At 46.7% G+C, this 14,805-nt stretch carries 12 protein-coding genes; 5 read left to right on the forward strand and 7 right to left on the reverse strand.

Translation table 11 applies throughout. From position 1 onward, the window contains the following. Nucleotides 1–19 precede the first annotated feature (19 nt). On the reverse strand, nucleotides 20–2,851 hold the full coding sequence (locus AC23N5_RS04020; RefSeq protein WP_487754546.1) for a sensor histidine kinase: 2,832 nt from the start codon (nucleotides 2,849–2,851) through the stop codon (nucleotides 20–22). Nucleotides 2,852–3,040: 189 nt separating this feature from the next. Here AC23N5_RS04020 and prfA point away from each other — a divergent pair, with 189 nt between their 5' ends. The 3 genes from prfA (at nucleotide 3,041) to AC23N5_RS04035 (ending at nucleotide 5,872) form a co-directional block, all read left to right on the forward strand. Continuing rightward, on the forward strand, nucleotides 3,041–4,117 hold the full coding sequence (prfA, locus tag AC23N5_RS04025; protein WP_122932851.1) for a peptide chain release factor 1: 1,077 nt from the start codon (nucleotides 3,041–3,043) through the stop codon (nucleotides 4,115–4,117). Between the two features lie 130 nt (nucleotides 4,118–4,247). Continuing rightward, on the forward strand, nucleotides 4,248–4,682 hold the full coding sequence (locus tag AC23N5_RS04030) for a (4Fe-4S)-binding protein (protein WP_183977317.1): 435 nt from the start codon (nucleotides 4,248–4,250) through the stop codon (nucleotides 4,680–4,682). A gap of 65 nt (nucleotides 4,683–4,747) precedes the next feature. Continuing rightward, nucleotides 4,748–5,872, forward strand: coding sequence for an acyltransferase family protein (locus tag AC23N5_RS04035; protein WP_183977315.1), 1,125 nt, complete (start codon nucleotides 4,748–4,750; stop codon nucleotides 5,870–5,872). Between the two features lie 223 nt (nucleotides 5,873–6,095). Here the strand turns inward: AC23N5_RS04035 and rlmN are convergent, their stop codons facing one another. Then, nucleotides 6,096–7,163 (reverse strand): dual-specificity RNA methyltransferase RlmN, encoded by a 1,068-nt coding sequence (gene rlmN, locus AC23N5_RS04040; protein WP_487754547.1) that lies wholly within the window; start codon nucleotides 7,161–7,163, stop codon nucleotides 6,096–6,098. A gap of 78 nt (nucleotides 7,164–7,241) precedes the next feature. Then, nucleotides 7,242–8,255, reverse strand: a complete 1,014-nt coding sequence (locus AC23N5_RS04045) for a quinone oxidoreductase family protein (protein ID WP_487754548.1) — start codon at nucleotides 8,253–8,255, stop codon at nucleotides 7,242–7,244. A gap of 116 nt (nucleotides 8,256–8,371) precedes the next feature. Here AC23N5_RS04045 and AC23N5_RS04050 point away from each other — a divergent pair, with 116 nt between their 5' ends. Next, on the forward strand, nucleotides 8,372–9,517 hold the full coding sequence (locus tag AC23N5_RS04050; RefSeq protein ID WP_487754549.1) for a hypothetical protein: 1,146 nt from the start codon (nucleotides 8,372–8,374) through the stop codon (nucleotides 9,515–9,517). A 5-nt stretch (nucleotides 9,518–9,522) separates the two neighbouring features. On the opposite strand, the gene AC23N5_RS04055 is transcribed toward AC23N5_RS04050, so the two are convergent. The 3 genes from AC23N5_RS04055 to AC23N5_RS04065 all read right to left on the reverse strand — a co-directional run bounded on the left by AC23N5_RS04055 (nucleotide 9,523) and on the right by AC23N5_RS04065 (nucleotide 12,963). Then, a complete protein-coding gene (locus AC23N5_RS04055) occupies nucleotides 9,523–10,542 on the reverse strand; it encodes a PorP/SprF family type IX secretion system membrane protein (protein ID WP_487754550.1) in 1,020 nt (339 codons plus the stop codon). A gap of 78 nt (nucleotides 10,543–10,620) precedes the next feature. Next, complete coding sequence (gene crtD, locus AC23N5_RS04060) at nucleotides 10,621–12,090, reverse strand: 1-hydroxycarotenoid 3,4-desaturase CrtD (protein ID WP_487754551.1); 1,470 nt, start codon at nucleotides 12,088–12,090, stop codon at nucleotides 10,621–10,623. Nucleotides 12,091–12,117: 27 nt separating this feature from the next. Then, nucleotides 12,118–12,963 (reverse strand): MOSC domain-containing protein, encoded by an 846-nt coding sequence (locus AC23N5_RS04065; protein ID WP_487754552.1) that lies wholly within the window; start codon nucleotides 12,961–12,963, stop codon nucleotides 12,118–12,120. A 59-nt stretch (nucleotides 12,964–13,022) separates the two neighbouring features. Between AC23N5_RS04065 and AC23N5_RS04070 the strand changes: the two genes are divergently transcribed. Next, the gene (locus tag AC23N5_RS04070) at nucleotides 13,023–13,721 is read left to right on the forward strand and encodes a YjjG family noncanonical pyrimidine nucleotidase (protein ID WP_487754553.1); all 699 of its coding nucleotides are present in this window, start codon (nucleotides 13,023–13,025) and stop codon (nucleotides 13,719–13,721) included. Here AC23N5_RS04070 and AC23N5_RS04075 read toward each other — a convergent pair. Continuing rightward, nucleotides 13,710–14,795, reverse strand: coding sequence for a patatin-like phospholipase family protein (locus AC23N5_RS04075; RefSeq protein WP_487754554.1), 1,086 nt, complete (start codon nucleotides 14,793–14,795; stop codon nucleotides 13,710–13,712). The genes AC23N5_RS04070 and AC23N5_RS04075 overlap by 12 nt on opposite strands. Between the last annotated feature and the right edge of the window lie 10 nt (nucleotides 14,796–14,805).

Here is a 14,805-nt window from a genome sequence, read left to right on the forward strand (position 1 = left end):
TAACTGATTTTTAGTTTAATTATACACAAGGCCGCTCAAATAAAACGACAAAACCTCCGTGTTTAGGCGAAGTGAGTGTCGCTACACCGCCAATTTTTTCGGCCCGCGTTTGAATATTCATCAAGCCATTTCCTGGTCGGCTTCGTTCTAAGTCCACGCCTCGGCCATTGTCTTGCCATTCGATGCGCAATAAGTCAGGAGTGGGGACAAACGAAAGGGTTGTTTCGGTCGCTTGAGCGTGTTTGAGGGTGTTGCTCATGGCTTCTTTGAACAAAAGCACCAAATGCCGACTTGCACCCGTAGGCAAATTGACGCCACGAAGCGCATCGTTTAACCCTTCCACGTTGAACCGTATTCCTGTTTTGTCAAAAACGTCGTCCCCAAAGTCTTTCAAACGAACCGCGATTTCATACAGGCTATCATGTTCGGGGTTAATCGCCCAAATAAAATCTTTGGTTCCTTGGTACATTCGATTGGCATTGTCGCTGATTTTGGTCAACAACTCCCCTACTTCACCTCCCGCTTGGCCATTCATTCGGTTTTTTACTAATTCAGTCAATAGGGAAATCCGCGTGAGGGTATTTCCAAATTCATCGTGTAAATCTTGGGCAGCTAGTTTCCGAACACGCTCGTTTTCCTCCAATTTCGCTCGCTCAAGGGCAAGCAGTTGTCGAACATGATTATCATACAGCAGTTTTGCCACTGCCGCCACCAATAGAAAAAGGAGTCCATAAAACCACCACGTTTTCCAAAAAGGCGGGGTAATCACCAGCGATAGTTGTAGGTAATCTCGGTCGTTCCACTTTCCTTCGTTATTGGCCGCCTTTACCCATAATTTATAGTTGCCAGGATTAAGATTAGTAAAATCGACAAAGCGGCGCGTGCCCGTATAGACCCAGTCCTTATCAAATCCTTCGAGACGGTATGCAAACTGATTGCTTGAAGGATTGGTATAGTCCAATGCTGCCCACTCAAAGGAGAAAAAATTTTCGTCGTAATCTAAACGAATGGGCTGACCGCTCGCAATGATGCTATCTAAATGAAGAACTGGCTTTTCAAACTTTTTAAAAGAACGTAGCAAAATCCGTGGGAGGTGCTTGTTTATCACCAATTCATCGGGGCGAAAACTGAGCAACATTCCGTTTCCACCCACAAAAAACTCCCCATCGGGGCTGCGATGAAACCCTCCCGAGTTGAACTCCAAGCCTCCCAAGCCATCTTGGCTGGTGTAGGTGCGAAATGTTTTCTTTTCAGGATTGAAGCGAATAAGCCCGCCGTTGGTCGTCAACCACAAATCCCCTGCTTTATCGCTCATGGCACCATAGACAAACGAATTGGTAAGGCCATTTTTTTCGGTAAAATGTTCAAACTCTACCTTTCCATCTTGGTGTTTTGCCAAACTCAACCCCTTGGCTGAACATATCCAAACGCGCTGTTTGGCGTCCACGTGCACGTCCAAAATCATATTACTGATGAGCGACTTGGCATCGTTGGGGTTGTTTTGAAACAAACGTGCGTACTGAGTTGGGGAAGGCCAATAGATAAGTCCTTGCCGCATTCCAATCCACATTCCTCCTTTGGCGTCACGCTGAATCGTTCCTACTGATTCCAACTTTGCTTTGGTGGTCTTAGAAACAGGCAGCTCTTTCCACGTACGAACTTTTTTTTGCGGGTCAATTTGTGCCAAGTATCCCCGCGTCCCTACCCAAACTTGTTGGCTTGGGTCTTCATAAATTCGCAGCACCCACGGCTGATGACCTTCGTACAGTGGCAGATTAAACGTTTCAAATTGCTGCTGGGTATTGTCCAAATGAAACAACCCCGTGTTTCCTCCTACCCAAAAACTACCCTGTGTATCTTCCAAAGAGGTTTCGACGATGGTGTTGGGGGGCGTTTTGTACGTTCGGATGTCATGCGTTGCCCGATGAATACGGTACAAGCCAGAATAAGAGCCCACCCACAGATGCCCTTTTTTATCGGTCGTTAACCCAAAAAACGTACGAGTAGCCGCCGATTCTTGGGTAAAAAGGCGTTCCCAATGCTTAAAAGTGTTTTTGGAACGACTGTATAATTGCACGCCCGCTTCGCGCGTTCCTATCCAAACAATATCTTCATCGGCCTCATTTCCCTCGTACAAACAAGTAATATGGCTACTTTTCAAGCCGTTGGTATCAAAAAAATCTTCGTCAAAAATATCTAAAGGCACGTATTGCTGCTTATCCGCTTCATAGCGAAACCGATAGATGCCTTGGCCGCGCGTTCCGACCCACACAATGCCCAGGTGGTCGGTCATAAGCGAAGAAACGGATACCTTCGCAGGAAGTAAGGGGGTAATTTGAGCCAATAATGCTTTTTTAGCATCGTCGGGACTACGTTTTGTTACTTTAAACTCCGTTTCATTGGTGGCCATAACCCACCAAGTCGTTTTTGTCTGAACCCAAATGGCCTTATTTTTATCTTCAATGATTTGTAAAATGACCGTTTTGAGCTGCGAACTACGTCGAAACGTCCCTTTGGCAAAATCATAGCAGTTGAGCCCCTTGGCAGTACCTACCCAAAAACGCTGTTTGGAGTCTTCGTGAAGCGTCGTGATAAAATCATCAGACAAGGAGGTAGAATCAAAAGGCGCTTGACGAAAGACCTGCACTCGCTGCCCATCGTAGCAATTGAGGCCATCTTGCGTCCCAAACCACATCAAACCACGGTGGTCTTGTAAAATACAGTGGACTTCATTTTGGCTTAATCCCTCGTTGGTTCCTAGGTGATTCCAAAAGTCAAAGCCAATCGGTGGTGCAGCGTTTGCCCAAGCCGCCCACATCCACATAAGCCCGATGAGTAGTTTCGTTTTCATACTTTCAAACAAAAGTATTGGTAACTGAGGGTTTACGCTTCCCCCAAAGTGGGTGAAATGTATTTTTGTCGTACCTTTGCATATTCAAAACGGATTTCATCAGAGTATCTGCTCTACATACCCCCTCGCAAGGCCAAACTTCTGATTATCTGCGGGGCTATGTAGTCATCAAAGAAACACAAAATACCAATGTTAGAACAGTTAGAAGCTATAAAAGAGCGTTTCGAAGAGGTCTCGCAACAAATTGTGCAGCCTGAGGTCGTTTCTGACCAAAAACGCTTTTCAAAATTGAGCAAAGAATACAAAGACTTAGACAAAATCGTACAGAAGTACCAAGCGTACAAAAAAGTACTGAGCGACATCGAAGGCGCGAAAGACCTCGTTGCCAACGAAAGCGACGAAGATATGCGCGATATGGCTAAAGCGGAATTGACGGAGCTTCAACCGCAAGCCGAAGAACTTGAAGCAACGCTCAAAGATATGTTGATTCCCAAAGACCCTAACGATAGCCACAATGTCATTCTTGAAGTTCGTGGTGGAACGGGCGGCGATGAAGCAGCGATTTTTGCGGGAGACTTGTTCCGCATGTATCAGCGTTTTTGCGACCGTATGGGCTGGAAAGTCGAAATCATGGACTTTACCGAAGGAAGTACGGGCGGCTATAAAGAAATCATTGCCAGTATCATCGGCGAAGACGTGTACGGTAAGCTCAAATTTGAATCAGGTGCTCACCGCGTACAGCGCGTTCCTGTGACCGAATCGCAAGGACGGGTACACACTTCGGCAGCAACGGTAGCGGTATTGCCAGAAGTAGAAGACGTTGAAGAAGTAGAAATCAACCCTGCCGACATCGAAATCATCACTTCGCGTTCGGGAGGTGCGGGTGGACAGAACGTCAACAAGGTAGAAACCAAAGTACAACTTACCCACAAACCAACGGGTATCGTGGTAGTATGTCAGGTAGAACGTAGCCAACACGGTAACCGCGAGCGCGCCATGAATATGCTTCGTTCAAAACTATACGAAATGGAATTGAAGAAGCAAAACGAAGCCGTTTCGTCGCAGCGTAAGTCGTTGGTCGGAAGTGGTGACCGTTCGGATAAAATTCGTACCTATAACTACCCCCAAAGCCGCGTGACAGACCACCGCATTGGTTACACCATTTACAACTTACCTGCTTTTATGGAAGGTGAAATTGGCGATTTTATTGAGCAACTTCGGATTGCCGACAATGCCGAACGCATGAAAGAAGGAATCACGGCGTAACACGCTCACATTTATACCGCCTGACAGCAGAAAATGCTGTCAGGTTTTTTTGTGCCACATCGTAGCGGGCATGACAGATTTTCGTTAGATTTCGTAGTTTTTGTTCCCCTTTATCATCTTACCTTATCACATGGAAAAGCAAATTACCAAACATTACACCAATGGTGAAGTAACCGTTGTGTGGCAACCGCACCTCTGTGTTCACTCTGCCATTTGTTTTCGAGGGCTTCCTACCGTTTTCGACCCACGCAAACGCCCTTGGATAACAACTGAAGGTGGAAGCACCGTCGCTATTGTGGAGCAAATCCAGAAATGCCCTTCGGGGGCTTTATCTTATTTTATGAATACCCAAGTAGAAGAGCAAGAACCCGTAGAAGTAGAAACCGAAACCATCATCGAAATTCTTCCTAAAGGGCCTTTGTTGGTCTATGGCAACTTAAAGGTCAAAGACGCAGCAGGCAACGAAACCAAAAAATCACAAGTAACGGCTTTTTGCCGTTGTGGCCAATCGGGCAACAAGCCTTATTGCGATGGCTCACACGTCACGGCCAAATTTGAAGGATAAGTAAATAGTACATTCGACCTTTGTGAGCGTACCTTTCTAAAACCCGAACTATCTAACTACACCCTATGAACTCACCTTCTACCGATTCTCGCCCCAAACGGTTACTGTCGCTCGATGCCTTGCGAGGCTTTGATATGTTCTGGATTGCGGGAGGCGAAAACATTTTTCATTCGCTGGCCGAAGCCACTGGCTGGACGGGAGCCATCTTAATGGCCGAACAGCTCTCACACCCCGAATGGAACGGCTTTCGAGCGTATGACCTTATTTTCCCTTTGTTCTTGTTTTTGGCGGGTGTTTCAACCCCTTTTTCACTTGGCCGCCGTATGGAGCAAGGTGCCGACCGCTCACAGTTGCTTCGCAAAATCATCCAACGCGGACTCACGCTCGTTTTGCTGGGCATTATTTATAACAATGGATTAGAGATTAAACCCTTGTCCGAAATGCGCTTCCCAAGTGTTTTGGCTCGGATTGGTTTGGCAGGGATGTTTGCCCAAATCATTTACCTTTATTTCAGCACAAAAGCGCAATACATCTGGTTTGTTTCGCTGTTGCTGGGCTATTGGGCCTTTGTGATGCTTGTGCCAGTGCCAGGTTGCGGAGCAGGCCACATGACGATGGAGTGTAACCCTGTGAGTTATCTTGATCATTTAATTATTCCAGGGCATTTGCACAAGGGCATCCACGACCCCGAAGGTTTGTTTTCTACCTTCCCTGCCATTGCTACGGGATTATTGGGGATTTTTGCGGGAAATTTACTCCACGCCGATGAACGCTCTACGAGCCGCCAACAAAAAACGCTTTATTTGTTTGTGGTAGGCATCGTATTTTTAGTGCTAGGAAAACTTTGGGATTACGTTTTTCCCATCAATAAAAACCTTTGGACGAGCTCCTTTGTGTTGTTTGTAGGTGGCTGGAGCCTCGTTTTATTGTCCATTTTTTACTGGATTATTGACGTTCAAAACTGGAACCGCTGGGCGTGGGTACTAGCCGTTATTGGTATGAACTCCATCCTTATATATATGAGCGATAGTTTCTTCGATTTTCATTATACTTCGGAGCACTTGTTTGTAGGAATCGTCAAGTATTTCTCGGAACCCTTCCAGAAAGTATTTTATCACATCGGATTTGTCGTAGTCGAGTGGCTCGTTTTGTACTTCCTTTATAAGAAGAAAGTCTTTTTGAAAGTGTAAGTGCTAAAGCATAGTTAAGTAGCTAATCAAAAGTTTTTGAGTAATACAATGTAGCCTCGGTAGAGGCGCAACATTTGTAGTAGCAGCAGGAGTTTTTTTAAATTTTTGCTTCGGAGAAGCATAACAAACGCCAACGAGTTATGCTTCTCCGAAGCAAGAGGACTCGAACTTTATGAACGGCTACAAAGGTTACGCTTCTCCGAAGCAATATAAACATCAAATTTTATTCTTGTTCCGATTTTTCGCGATTAGCCAATTGCCCACAGGCGGCATCAATGTCTTTACCTCGGCTGCGGCGTACGTTGACTACTACCCCTTTGTCTTCCAAAAACTTAGCAAACTGCGTCAGCTTATCGACCCCCGTGTTTTTAAAATCGGCTTCGGCAATGGGGTTGTATTCGATGATGTTTACTTTTGAAGGCACTTTTTTGGTGAACTCCCACAATTCTCTGGCATCCTGAATCGTATCGTTGAAATTGTGAAACACAATGTATTCAAACGTAATGCGATTTTGGGTTTTACGGTAAAAATGCTGCAACGCCTCCGCCAAATTTTTCAACGAATTCGACTCATTGATAGGCATGATTTTGTTGCGCTTTTCATCGTTGGCCGCGTGAAGCGACAATGCCAAGTTAAACTTTACACCATCGTCACCTAGTTTGGTAATCATTTTGGCGATACCCGCCGTAGAAACCGTAATTCGTTTGGGCGACATTCCCAATCCATCGGGCGAAGTGATTTTTTCCACTGATTCGATTACATTGGCATAATTGAGCAGGGGTTCACCCATTCCCATATACACAATGTTCGACAAAGGAATTCCGTAGTTTTCCTTGGCTTGGCGGTCGATAGCCACCACTTGGTCGTACATTTCAGCCGCGTCGAGGTTACGTTTACGATCCATGTAGCCCGTCGCACAAAACTTACACGTCAGCGAACACCCTACTTGGCTCGACACACAGGCCGTCATACGGTCGTCGGCAGGAATCAAGACCCCTTCAATTAGATGGCTATCATGCAGTCGGAAGGCCGACTTGATGGTTCCGTCCGAGCTTTTTTGGGATTTGGCCGTTGCGATGGACTTTATTTCAAAATGGGTATCCAATAACTCCCTCGTTTTGAGCGAGAGGTTACTCATTTGGTCAAACGACGTGGCAGATTTTTTCCACAGCCATTCGGCAATTTGTTTAGCACGAAAACCTTGTTCCCCGTGGGCCGCTAACCAGTCTTTCAACTGTGCTACCGACAGTTTACGAATATCTTGCTTTTTTATGGTTGTTGTTTCTATCATGTTATAAAGACGACAGTTTGGCCATTGCGATGAGCCAAACTGTCTTATTTTCTGCAAAGTTACTGGCTTTCAGGGCAATCATCCAACTTTCAGGACAATCTTCCCAAATTGGGCACCACTATCCATGTGTTGTAAGGCGGTTTCAATCTCTTCTAAGGCAAACACTTGATCCACAATAGGCTCAATTTTGTGCGCGGCTAAGAAGTGAATCATATCGGCAAATTCCGCCTCCGTCCCCATTGTTGACCCATATATATTGAGTTGTTTGAAAAATACCTTCCCAGGCACGATGTCGGTAATGTTCCCCGTAGTTCCGCCAAAAAAACAAATACTTGCTCCTGCCGTGGCCACATCTATCAATTTGGCAAAACTTGCCCCGCCTGCACTGTCGATGATGACGTTGAAATACCCACTACGGTCGCCCCCCGTGGCGGCGATTAGGTTTTTGGCCCAGTTGGCATCTTTGTAATTCACGCCGCCTTTGGCTCCCAACGCAACTGCCTTGGCAATTTTTTCGTCCGAACCAGACGTTACCCATACCTCAGCTCCCGCCGCTACTGCAAACTGAAGCACAAACAGCGCTACTCCGCCACCGATACCAGTCACCAGCACACGATCGCCTGCTTTCATACCTGCGCGCGACATGAGCGCCCGCCAGCCCGTCAAACCTGCCAATGGCACGGCCGCTGCGGCTTCGTACGACAAATGGGTAGGCTTTGTGGCAAGGTATTTTGCTTCAACTTTCAGGTATTCGGCAAACGTTCCGTGGTCGGGCATTCCCAAAATTTTAAAGCTTTTGCTGTAAAAAGCAGGATTTTCCCCCCAATTGTGCGACGGGTTAATAATCACATCTTTCCCTAGCCATTCTTCCGAAACTCCTTCTCCTACTTCTACCACCGTACCTGCACCGTCGGAGCCTAAAACGGCGGGGAGTTTAATCCCAGGATAAAGACCTTGTTGAATAAAAACGTCGCGGTGATTGAGGGCGGCGGCTTTGATTTGCACCAGCACTTCACCCGTGCCCGCGCTTGGTTTTTCGACTTCTTGTACCGTAACGGTTTGTTTGATTTCTGGAAGAATAGCGGCTTTCATACAAAACAAAAAAGTTTTTTGAGTGTCAACTTCCATTACAAACAACCTTTTGGGATGAATGGTTGACAGACCTCCAAAAATTTCGTTATTTTTGAACTAATAAGCCATGAATAGTTATGAAAGCCCCCTCTTTACTTTTGCTAGTAATTGCTTCGCTTTTTGTCCGATGCGCGACGGGCGAAACAGCTCTTAAAAAAGGAAGGCTCGACCTTGCCATTAAGCAATCGTCGTACCGCCTGACCAAACGGCCTTCGCATACCAAAGCAGCGAAGGTCTTCATCGCTGCCTACCAAGCACAGGAACGGATTCATCAAGACAACATACAGTTACAAATCAGGAACAATCAACCCTTTAAATGGGAAGACGTCTTGTACCAATACCAGCGTTTACAACAAAACTTTCAACAGTTTTCGAAGTGTACGGCTTGTCGTTCGCTGATTCAGCCCCTGCCTCGCCCTTACACCGAAAGTATAGAACAGGTACGCGACCTCGCCGCCGCCGAACGCTACGAAGCAGGTGTTCTTGCGTTGAAATACCGAGGCAACCGCCAAGCGTGCAAAGAAGCTTTTGAGCATTTTACAAAAGTGAAACAACTGCGGTCGTCGTACAAAGACGTGGATAAATTGCTGCCGTTGGCCAAAGAATATGCTACGCTGCGGGTGGTGATTGAGCCTTTTAAAGACGTGCATTCACTTTCCAAGAATGACTACAGGTATTTGGAGGAAAAACTAGCAGATGCGCTATTTGATACTCGCCAACCGCACGAATTAGTCCGCTTTTACCCTCCTGCCATTGCTCGTTACGACAGCATTCTGCCTCACCATTTGATTCAACTTAGTTTTACCAAATACAGCTCCCAAAGCGAAACTTTGTCGTCGAGTTGTACGACCGTTGAAAGTAACCAAACGTACAAAGTGGGTACCAAAAAAATCAATGATACCACCGAGGTGGACGTGATGGAAAAGGTAAAAGGAAGCCTCACTACGCACCGTCGGGAGTTGTCAGCGAGTTGTCGGTTAGAGTTCAAAATCATTGATTTGGACACCGAGCGCCCGCTTCATTCTGATCATATCAACGATTGGGCAGATTGGGCCGACGAATGGCATGAGTTTAGCGGAGACACCCGGGCCTTGAACGGCAAAGTGCTGACTACTTCCAAAAACCTTTTTCCGCCTTCGGATACTGATTTTTTCCGAGACATGAGCAAGTCACTGGCATCGCGGCTGCGCAAACGCCTCCAAGATTTTTACCGAAAAGAGTGATTCTATTACCAAAAAGTGCGCGAAGAAGTATAGTGACTTCGTGGGCCAAGCGTGACTCCCAGCGTAATTTCGTGCGACCCTCTCGTAGCCACTTGTAGCGTAGAAATGGGGTATTCGTAGGTATAATTAACCCTTAGTTGCTGCGCTACTTTTGCCCCAAAAAAGGCCGCAAAAGACTCTAATTGGCGGTAGGACGTCCCAAACCACCAATCGGAAGAATAGCTTATTTTTAAATTCAAATCCCAAGATAGCGGCGCACTAGGTGCTTTTTTTAGCAAAATAGAAGGGGTAAAATCCCAATCTTCCACCAACGGTAAACGATACCCAGCCGTCAGAAAAAAGTGTGGCACGACCTTGCCTTGCCAATTGCTGCTACTGTTTTTAAAGGAGAGCGTTGAAGGCCAAAGTTGGTTTACCGAAAACCCACCAAAGAAATCGGTCGAATACACCCAAACACCCGCGTTTAGGTCGGGACGAATGACGGATAGTTTTCCCGATGACACCAAAGGGTCTTGTGGATTTGCCAAACGGATTTGGTCAAAATCAAGCGTATGCTGACTTAGCCCTGCCGTTAGCCCTGCGCTTACCTGCCACTCTTCATTTATTGGATAATGATAGGCGCCCGTTGCGCCCATCGAAAACCGTGTCCACGGCCCAGTTTGGTCGCGCACCACCGTCAGCCCTGCCCCTGCGTGCGCATCGGGCTGCGACGAATACCTTTCTCGCCCAAAACGAAAACGGGGAGACGAAGCGGGTTCTACGCTAAAATCAGGATTGCCCAAAGGCAGGTGAGCCGTCAAATAAAACGTTCGAGGCGCATCTTCGAGGCCGCCCCACTGCTGTCGATAGCCCACTCGGGCATCGGCATAGCTTTCGATTCCAGCTACGGCAGGGTTGATGAGAAAATGATTTTGTAAATACTGCGAATAATGTGGCACCTGTTGCGCAAAACTTGCTCCCACTACCAAAACCCCCATCACGGCCCACAAGGTAGTCTGCCCAAACACACGTTTCTTCCTGTTCAACTTATTTTTTCAAAAGGGTATCAGATTCAAGGATTTATTGCAAAAATCGCGCCTAAAATACCCTTTACCCGAACTTTATCAAAGCTCGGCGGTTGCAATTTTAGCCGACAAAATTGCCAGCGGAATTCCGCCTCCAGGGTGTACGCTTCCTCCTACAAAGTAAAGGTTTTTGAACTGACGGGAAAAATTGGCGTGACGAAGAAACGCCGCAAAGCGATTGTTGGAGCTATTGCCATACAGTGCTCCCTGCGAACTTGACGTCTTAGATTCGATGGTGCGCGGATCTAAAACCGCCTCACACACAATCAATTCAGCTAAGTTAACACCTAAATTATGGCTTAATTTCTGCACAATTGCCTCCCGCGTTTGGGCAATAAGAGCGTCCCAATCCTGTCCTTCGTTATTGGGGGCATTGACCATTACAAACCAGTTTTCACCTCCCGCTGGCGCGTCGTCAGGTTTATATTTGGAAGTAATATTGATGTAAACGGTCGGGTCAGAATAAATGGTTTTCTTTTGAAATAAATGCTCAAATTCCGTACGGTAATCGTTGGAAAAGAAGATGTTGTGAAGCTCTAGTTCGTTAAATTGCTTTTTTACCCCCCAATAAAAAATCAAGGCCGAACTTGATTTGGGTTGACGCAAGATACGTTCAGGTTGGCGGGCATTGGGTAGTAATTTTCGAAAAGTATTCACTACATCCATGTTAGAGACGACGACATCGAAGGTTCGCTCTTCTACTTTTCCGTTATTAGTTAGCTGTAACCCTTTTACCTGATTGTCTTCCGTTAAAATGTTGGTTACTTTCGTTCCAAAATGAAACGTCACGCCCAAGTCCTGCGCTAATTTCACCAAACTATCGGTGATGTCCACCATTCCTTTTTTTGGAAAAAATGCCCCAATGTTGTACTCCAAATGCGGGATGATGTTCATCGTCGCGGGAGTTTCGTAGGGATTAGAACCGTTGTAGGTAGCGTAGCGGTTGAACAATTGTACCACCCGTGGATTAGAAAACCGCCGCTCGTTGGCGCGGTTCATGGTGGTAAAAGCGTCTAAACGGTGCAAATTTGCGTAACCTTTGAGCGCATCTCGGTTAAAATACGTCCCCAATTTATGCAACGAGCGGTGTAAAAACAGCTTCTCGGTAACATCGTATTTTAGGGCGCTGTCGTCCAAGTGTTCCAACACGTCTTGGGCGGGTACTCCTAGCGTTTGTTCGAGCGCTTGCGCAAACTTTTGCTGGTCGGCATGGGCCGTTAGTCGAACCCCATCGTCCCAAAAATACCGACACACTTCTTCTAGTCGAATATAATCAAAATAGGCTTTAGGGTCTTTTCCCGACAAACGAAAAAGCTCATCGACCAACTGCGGCATGGTAAACAACGACGGCCCCGCGTCGAAACGATAACCGTTTAACTCAAAACTCGAAAGTTTACCTCCTGGATAGGTATTGGCCTCAAAAACGTGTACCTCATATCCTTTATTGGCCAGCCGAATGCTGGTGGCAATCCCTGCAATTCCTGCGCCAATGACCGCTGCTGTTTTCATTTGTGGTACGGACGTCCCATCCGTTGGTTAAATTCCTTCACTCATTGTATAACGCACCTTCCGACTAACGACCACGACCTCATCTCCTACTTTAATACGACCCGATTCTTGCGTGACGACGTTTTGGCCAAAGAAAATCTTATTGTTTCTTTTTCGATAAGTGGACAACGTACGCAAAGGTTCTTTGCCCGAAATCTCCCCTTTTTCTGGGTCAACCGTGGTCAGAATACAGCGGGCACAAGGTTTTACGCCGTAGAAGCGGATTCCTCCTATCGTAAACTCGTACCATTGGTCTTCGTCGTAAGGTTCGCCTCCTTCAAAAACAAAGTTGGGGCGAAAGCGTACCATAGAAACTGCGTCGGGCAGTCGAGTGTTTAAATCATCTAACGAAGATTGGCCAATCAACAAAAAAGGAAAGCCATCGGCAAAGCTTACGTTGACGTCGAAAGGGGCGTAATCTGGATCAGCCAAACGCGGCGAAGTATCAGGCAAATACATTAAACGCACCGAAAAGCCCAACGCCTCCGTCAGCCAACGGTTACAGGCATCGTTGACTACTACGGCTTCGATGGTATCGTCCCAAACGGTCACAGGTACCAAATCGAAGGTTTCAGGAAGTGCAGGTACGGTCAACGCGCCCAAATCGCGCGTACGGTGCCGAAGTTCCAAGCCATGGTCGGTCAAGGTTACCTCAATTAGCGCCATGGTCGGATGTTGGCGCTGGGTCACAAAGCGATTGGTGTCATCAATCACCACCCAACGGCGATCAAAGCGTATCCCCCGCTCTTCGACTTCGGCCTGCGAAACCCGAATTGCACCCAATGATTTGACGGGATAAATGTAAATGTCGGAAAGAATGAGTGAAGTGTTCATAAAACAAAGTAACGTCGATTTTCGTATTTTTGGAAAAAATAGCAACCTAGCTGTCCACAATGCCTGCTTACAAACACCTTTTTTTCGACCTCGACCACACTTTATGGGATTTTGAGCGTAATTCGGCCGAATCTCTTTCTGAAATTTACCATACGTTTGAACTGCATAACCACGGTATTTTATCGCTTGGCGATTTTGTCAAAACCTTTATTGAAATCAATACGCAACTTTGGGCCGATTTCGACCGTGGCCACATTGCCCACGGTTTTATTCGTGAAAATCGTTTTCGATTGGTTTTTGAAGCGCTCAACGTCGATAACCTCGCTGTTGGAAAAGACATGGGAGAAGAATACTTGCGGCTTTTACCCCAAAAAGCTCATTTGCTCGATGGCGCCGTGGAATTACTGGATTATTGTGCCAACAAAAACTACCAACTCCACATCGTCACCAACGGTTTTGATTCGATTCAAGCCTCCAAAATGGCCAGTTCGGGCATTCAGCAGTATTTTGAGCACGTCATTACCAATGAAAAAGCAGGGGCTAAAAAGCCTGATGCTCAGATTTTTGAGTTTGCACTGCGCTCCGCCAACGCCCGCTCGGAAGAAAGTTTGATGATTGGCGACAACTGGGAAGCTGACATTATGGGAGCGCTTCGTTTTGGCATCGATGCTGCTTTTTACAACCCCAAAAGCCTAAAATTTGAGCAAACACCCACCTACGATGTGCAGCATTTGAACGAGTTGATGTCAATTCTCTGAGGTCGTGGTGGTGGGTTTACAAAAATCGCAAACACCTTTTTTCCCACTTTCAATCAACGTATTTTTTTCCAACAAAGATAGCTTTCGGACTTTAACGCCAATGCTCTGAAAATCAATCGAAATCGTTCGTTTTAAATCTTCAGGGCGAAAACTGGCTCGATTGGCAGCTTCCGAAACGAGGTTATAAAACGCCCCCATGTAGGTTTTGAAACTGCGAATGGGGTAAGGTGCTAACCCGAAGTTCTGGGCGTCGGCCTTGATTTGCTCGGCACTTTCGAGGCGCAAACCGAGGGTTTCGTGGTTAAAAACGTAGGCATCGGGCGACAATTGGGGCTGCGGTTGACTCAAAAAGCGGTTTTGGTCAAACAAACCAATCGGATAATTGAGCAACAACCCGCCGTCCACCAGCACGTCGGCGGGAACCGTGCGCGGAGGGCGCGAATAAAAACGCCCCGTACTATCCATAAACACCGCACAGTAATACAAAGGAATCGACATGGATGCCCGTACCGCATCCGCAATCGCGAGGTTGGGAAAGTTTTCGTACGACAACACCATTGGTTTTTGCTGCGTGAGGTTGGTCACCGTTACGTACAAATCTTTGAGGCAACTATCGCGTTTGGCGAGTTCATGCAGTTCCCCAAAAGTCAACCCTGAATTACCCGTTCTAATCTCAATCTTTTCACCCATCCAGCGTCGAAACGCATCGCCTCGGTACCAGCCAAAACGCTCCACCAATCGCTGAGCCCCTCCCACAAAAATGTATTGACCGTCGTTGAACGACTCCACTTTCATCTCGGAAACCAAGTCCGTCAATTCTGCTGCCGAATACCCTACTGACAGCAACGACGCTTGAATGGCACCCGCTGACGTTCCGCCAATGCGACGAATATGGTGCAACATCCCTCTTTGTTCCAATTCTTGCAACGCTCCACAATACGCCACGCCGCGAATCCCGCCCCCTTCAAGCACTAGATTATGGTACTTTGGCTGCGCCAATGCCGTTGACAAACCCCAAACAAAATGAATGAAAAGTCCGTTGAGTAGGAGTCTAGGTAACACTTTTTGGGCCATAAAAACGTTT

Source organism: Runella sp. R5_40 (genome assembly GCF_057652295.1).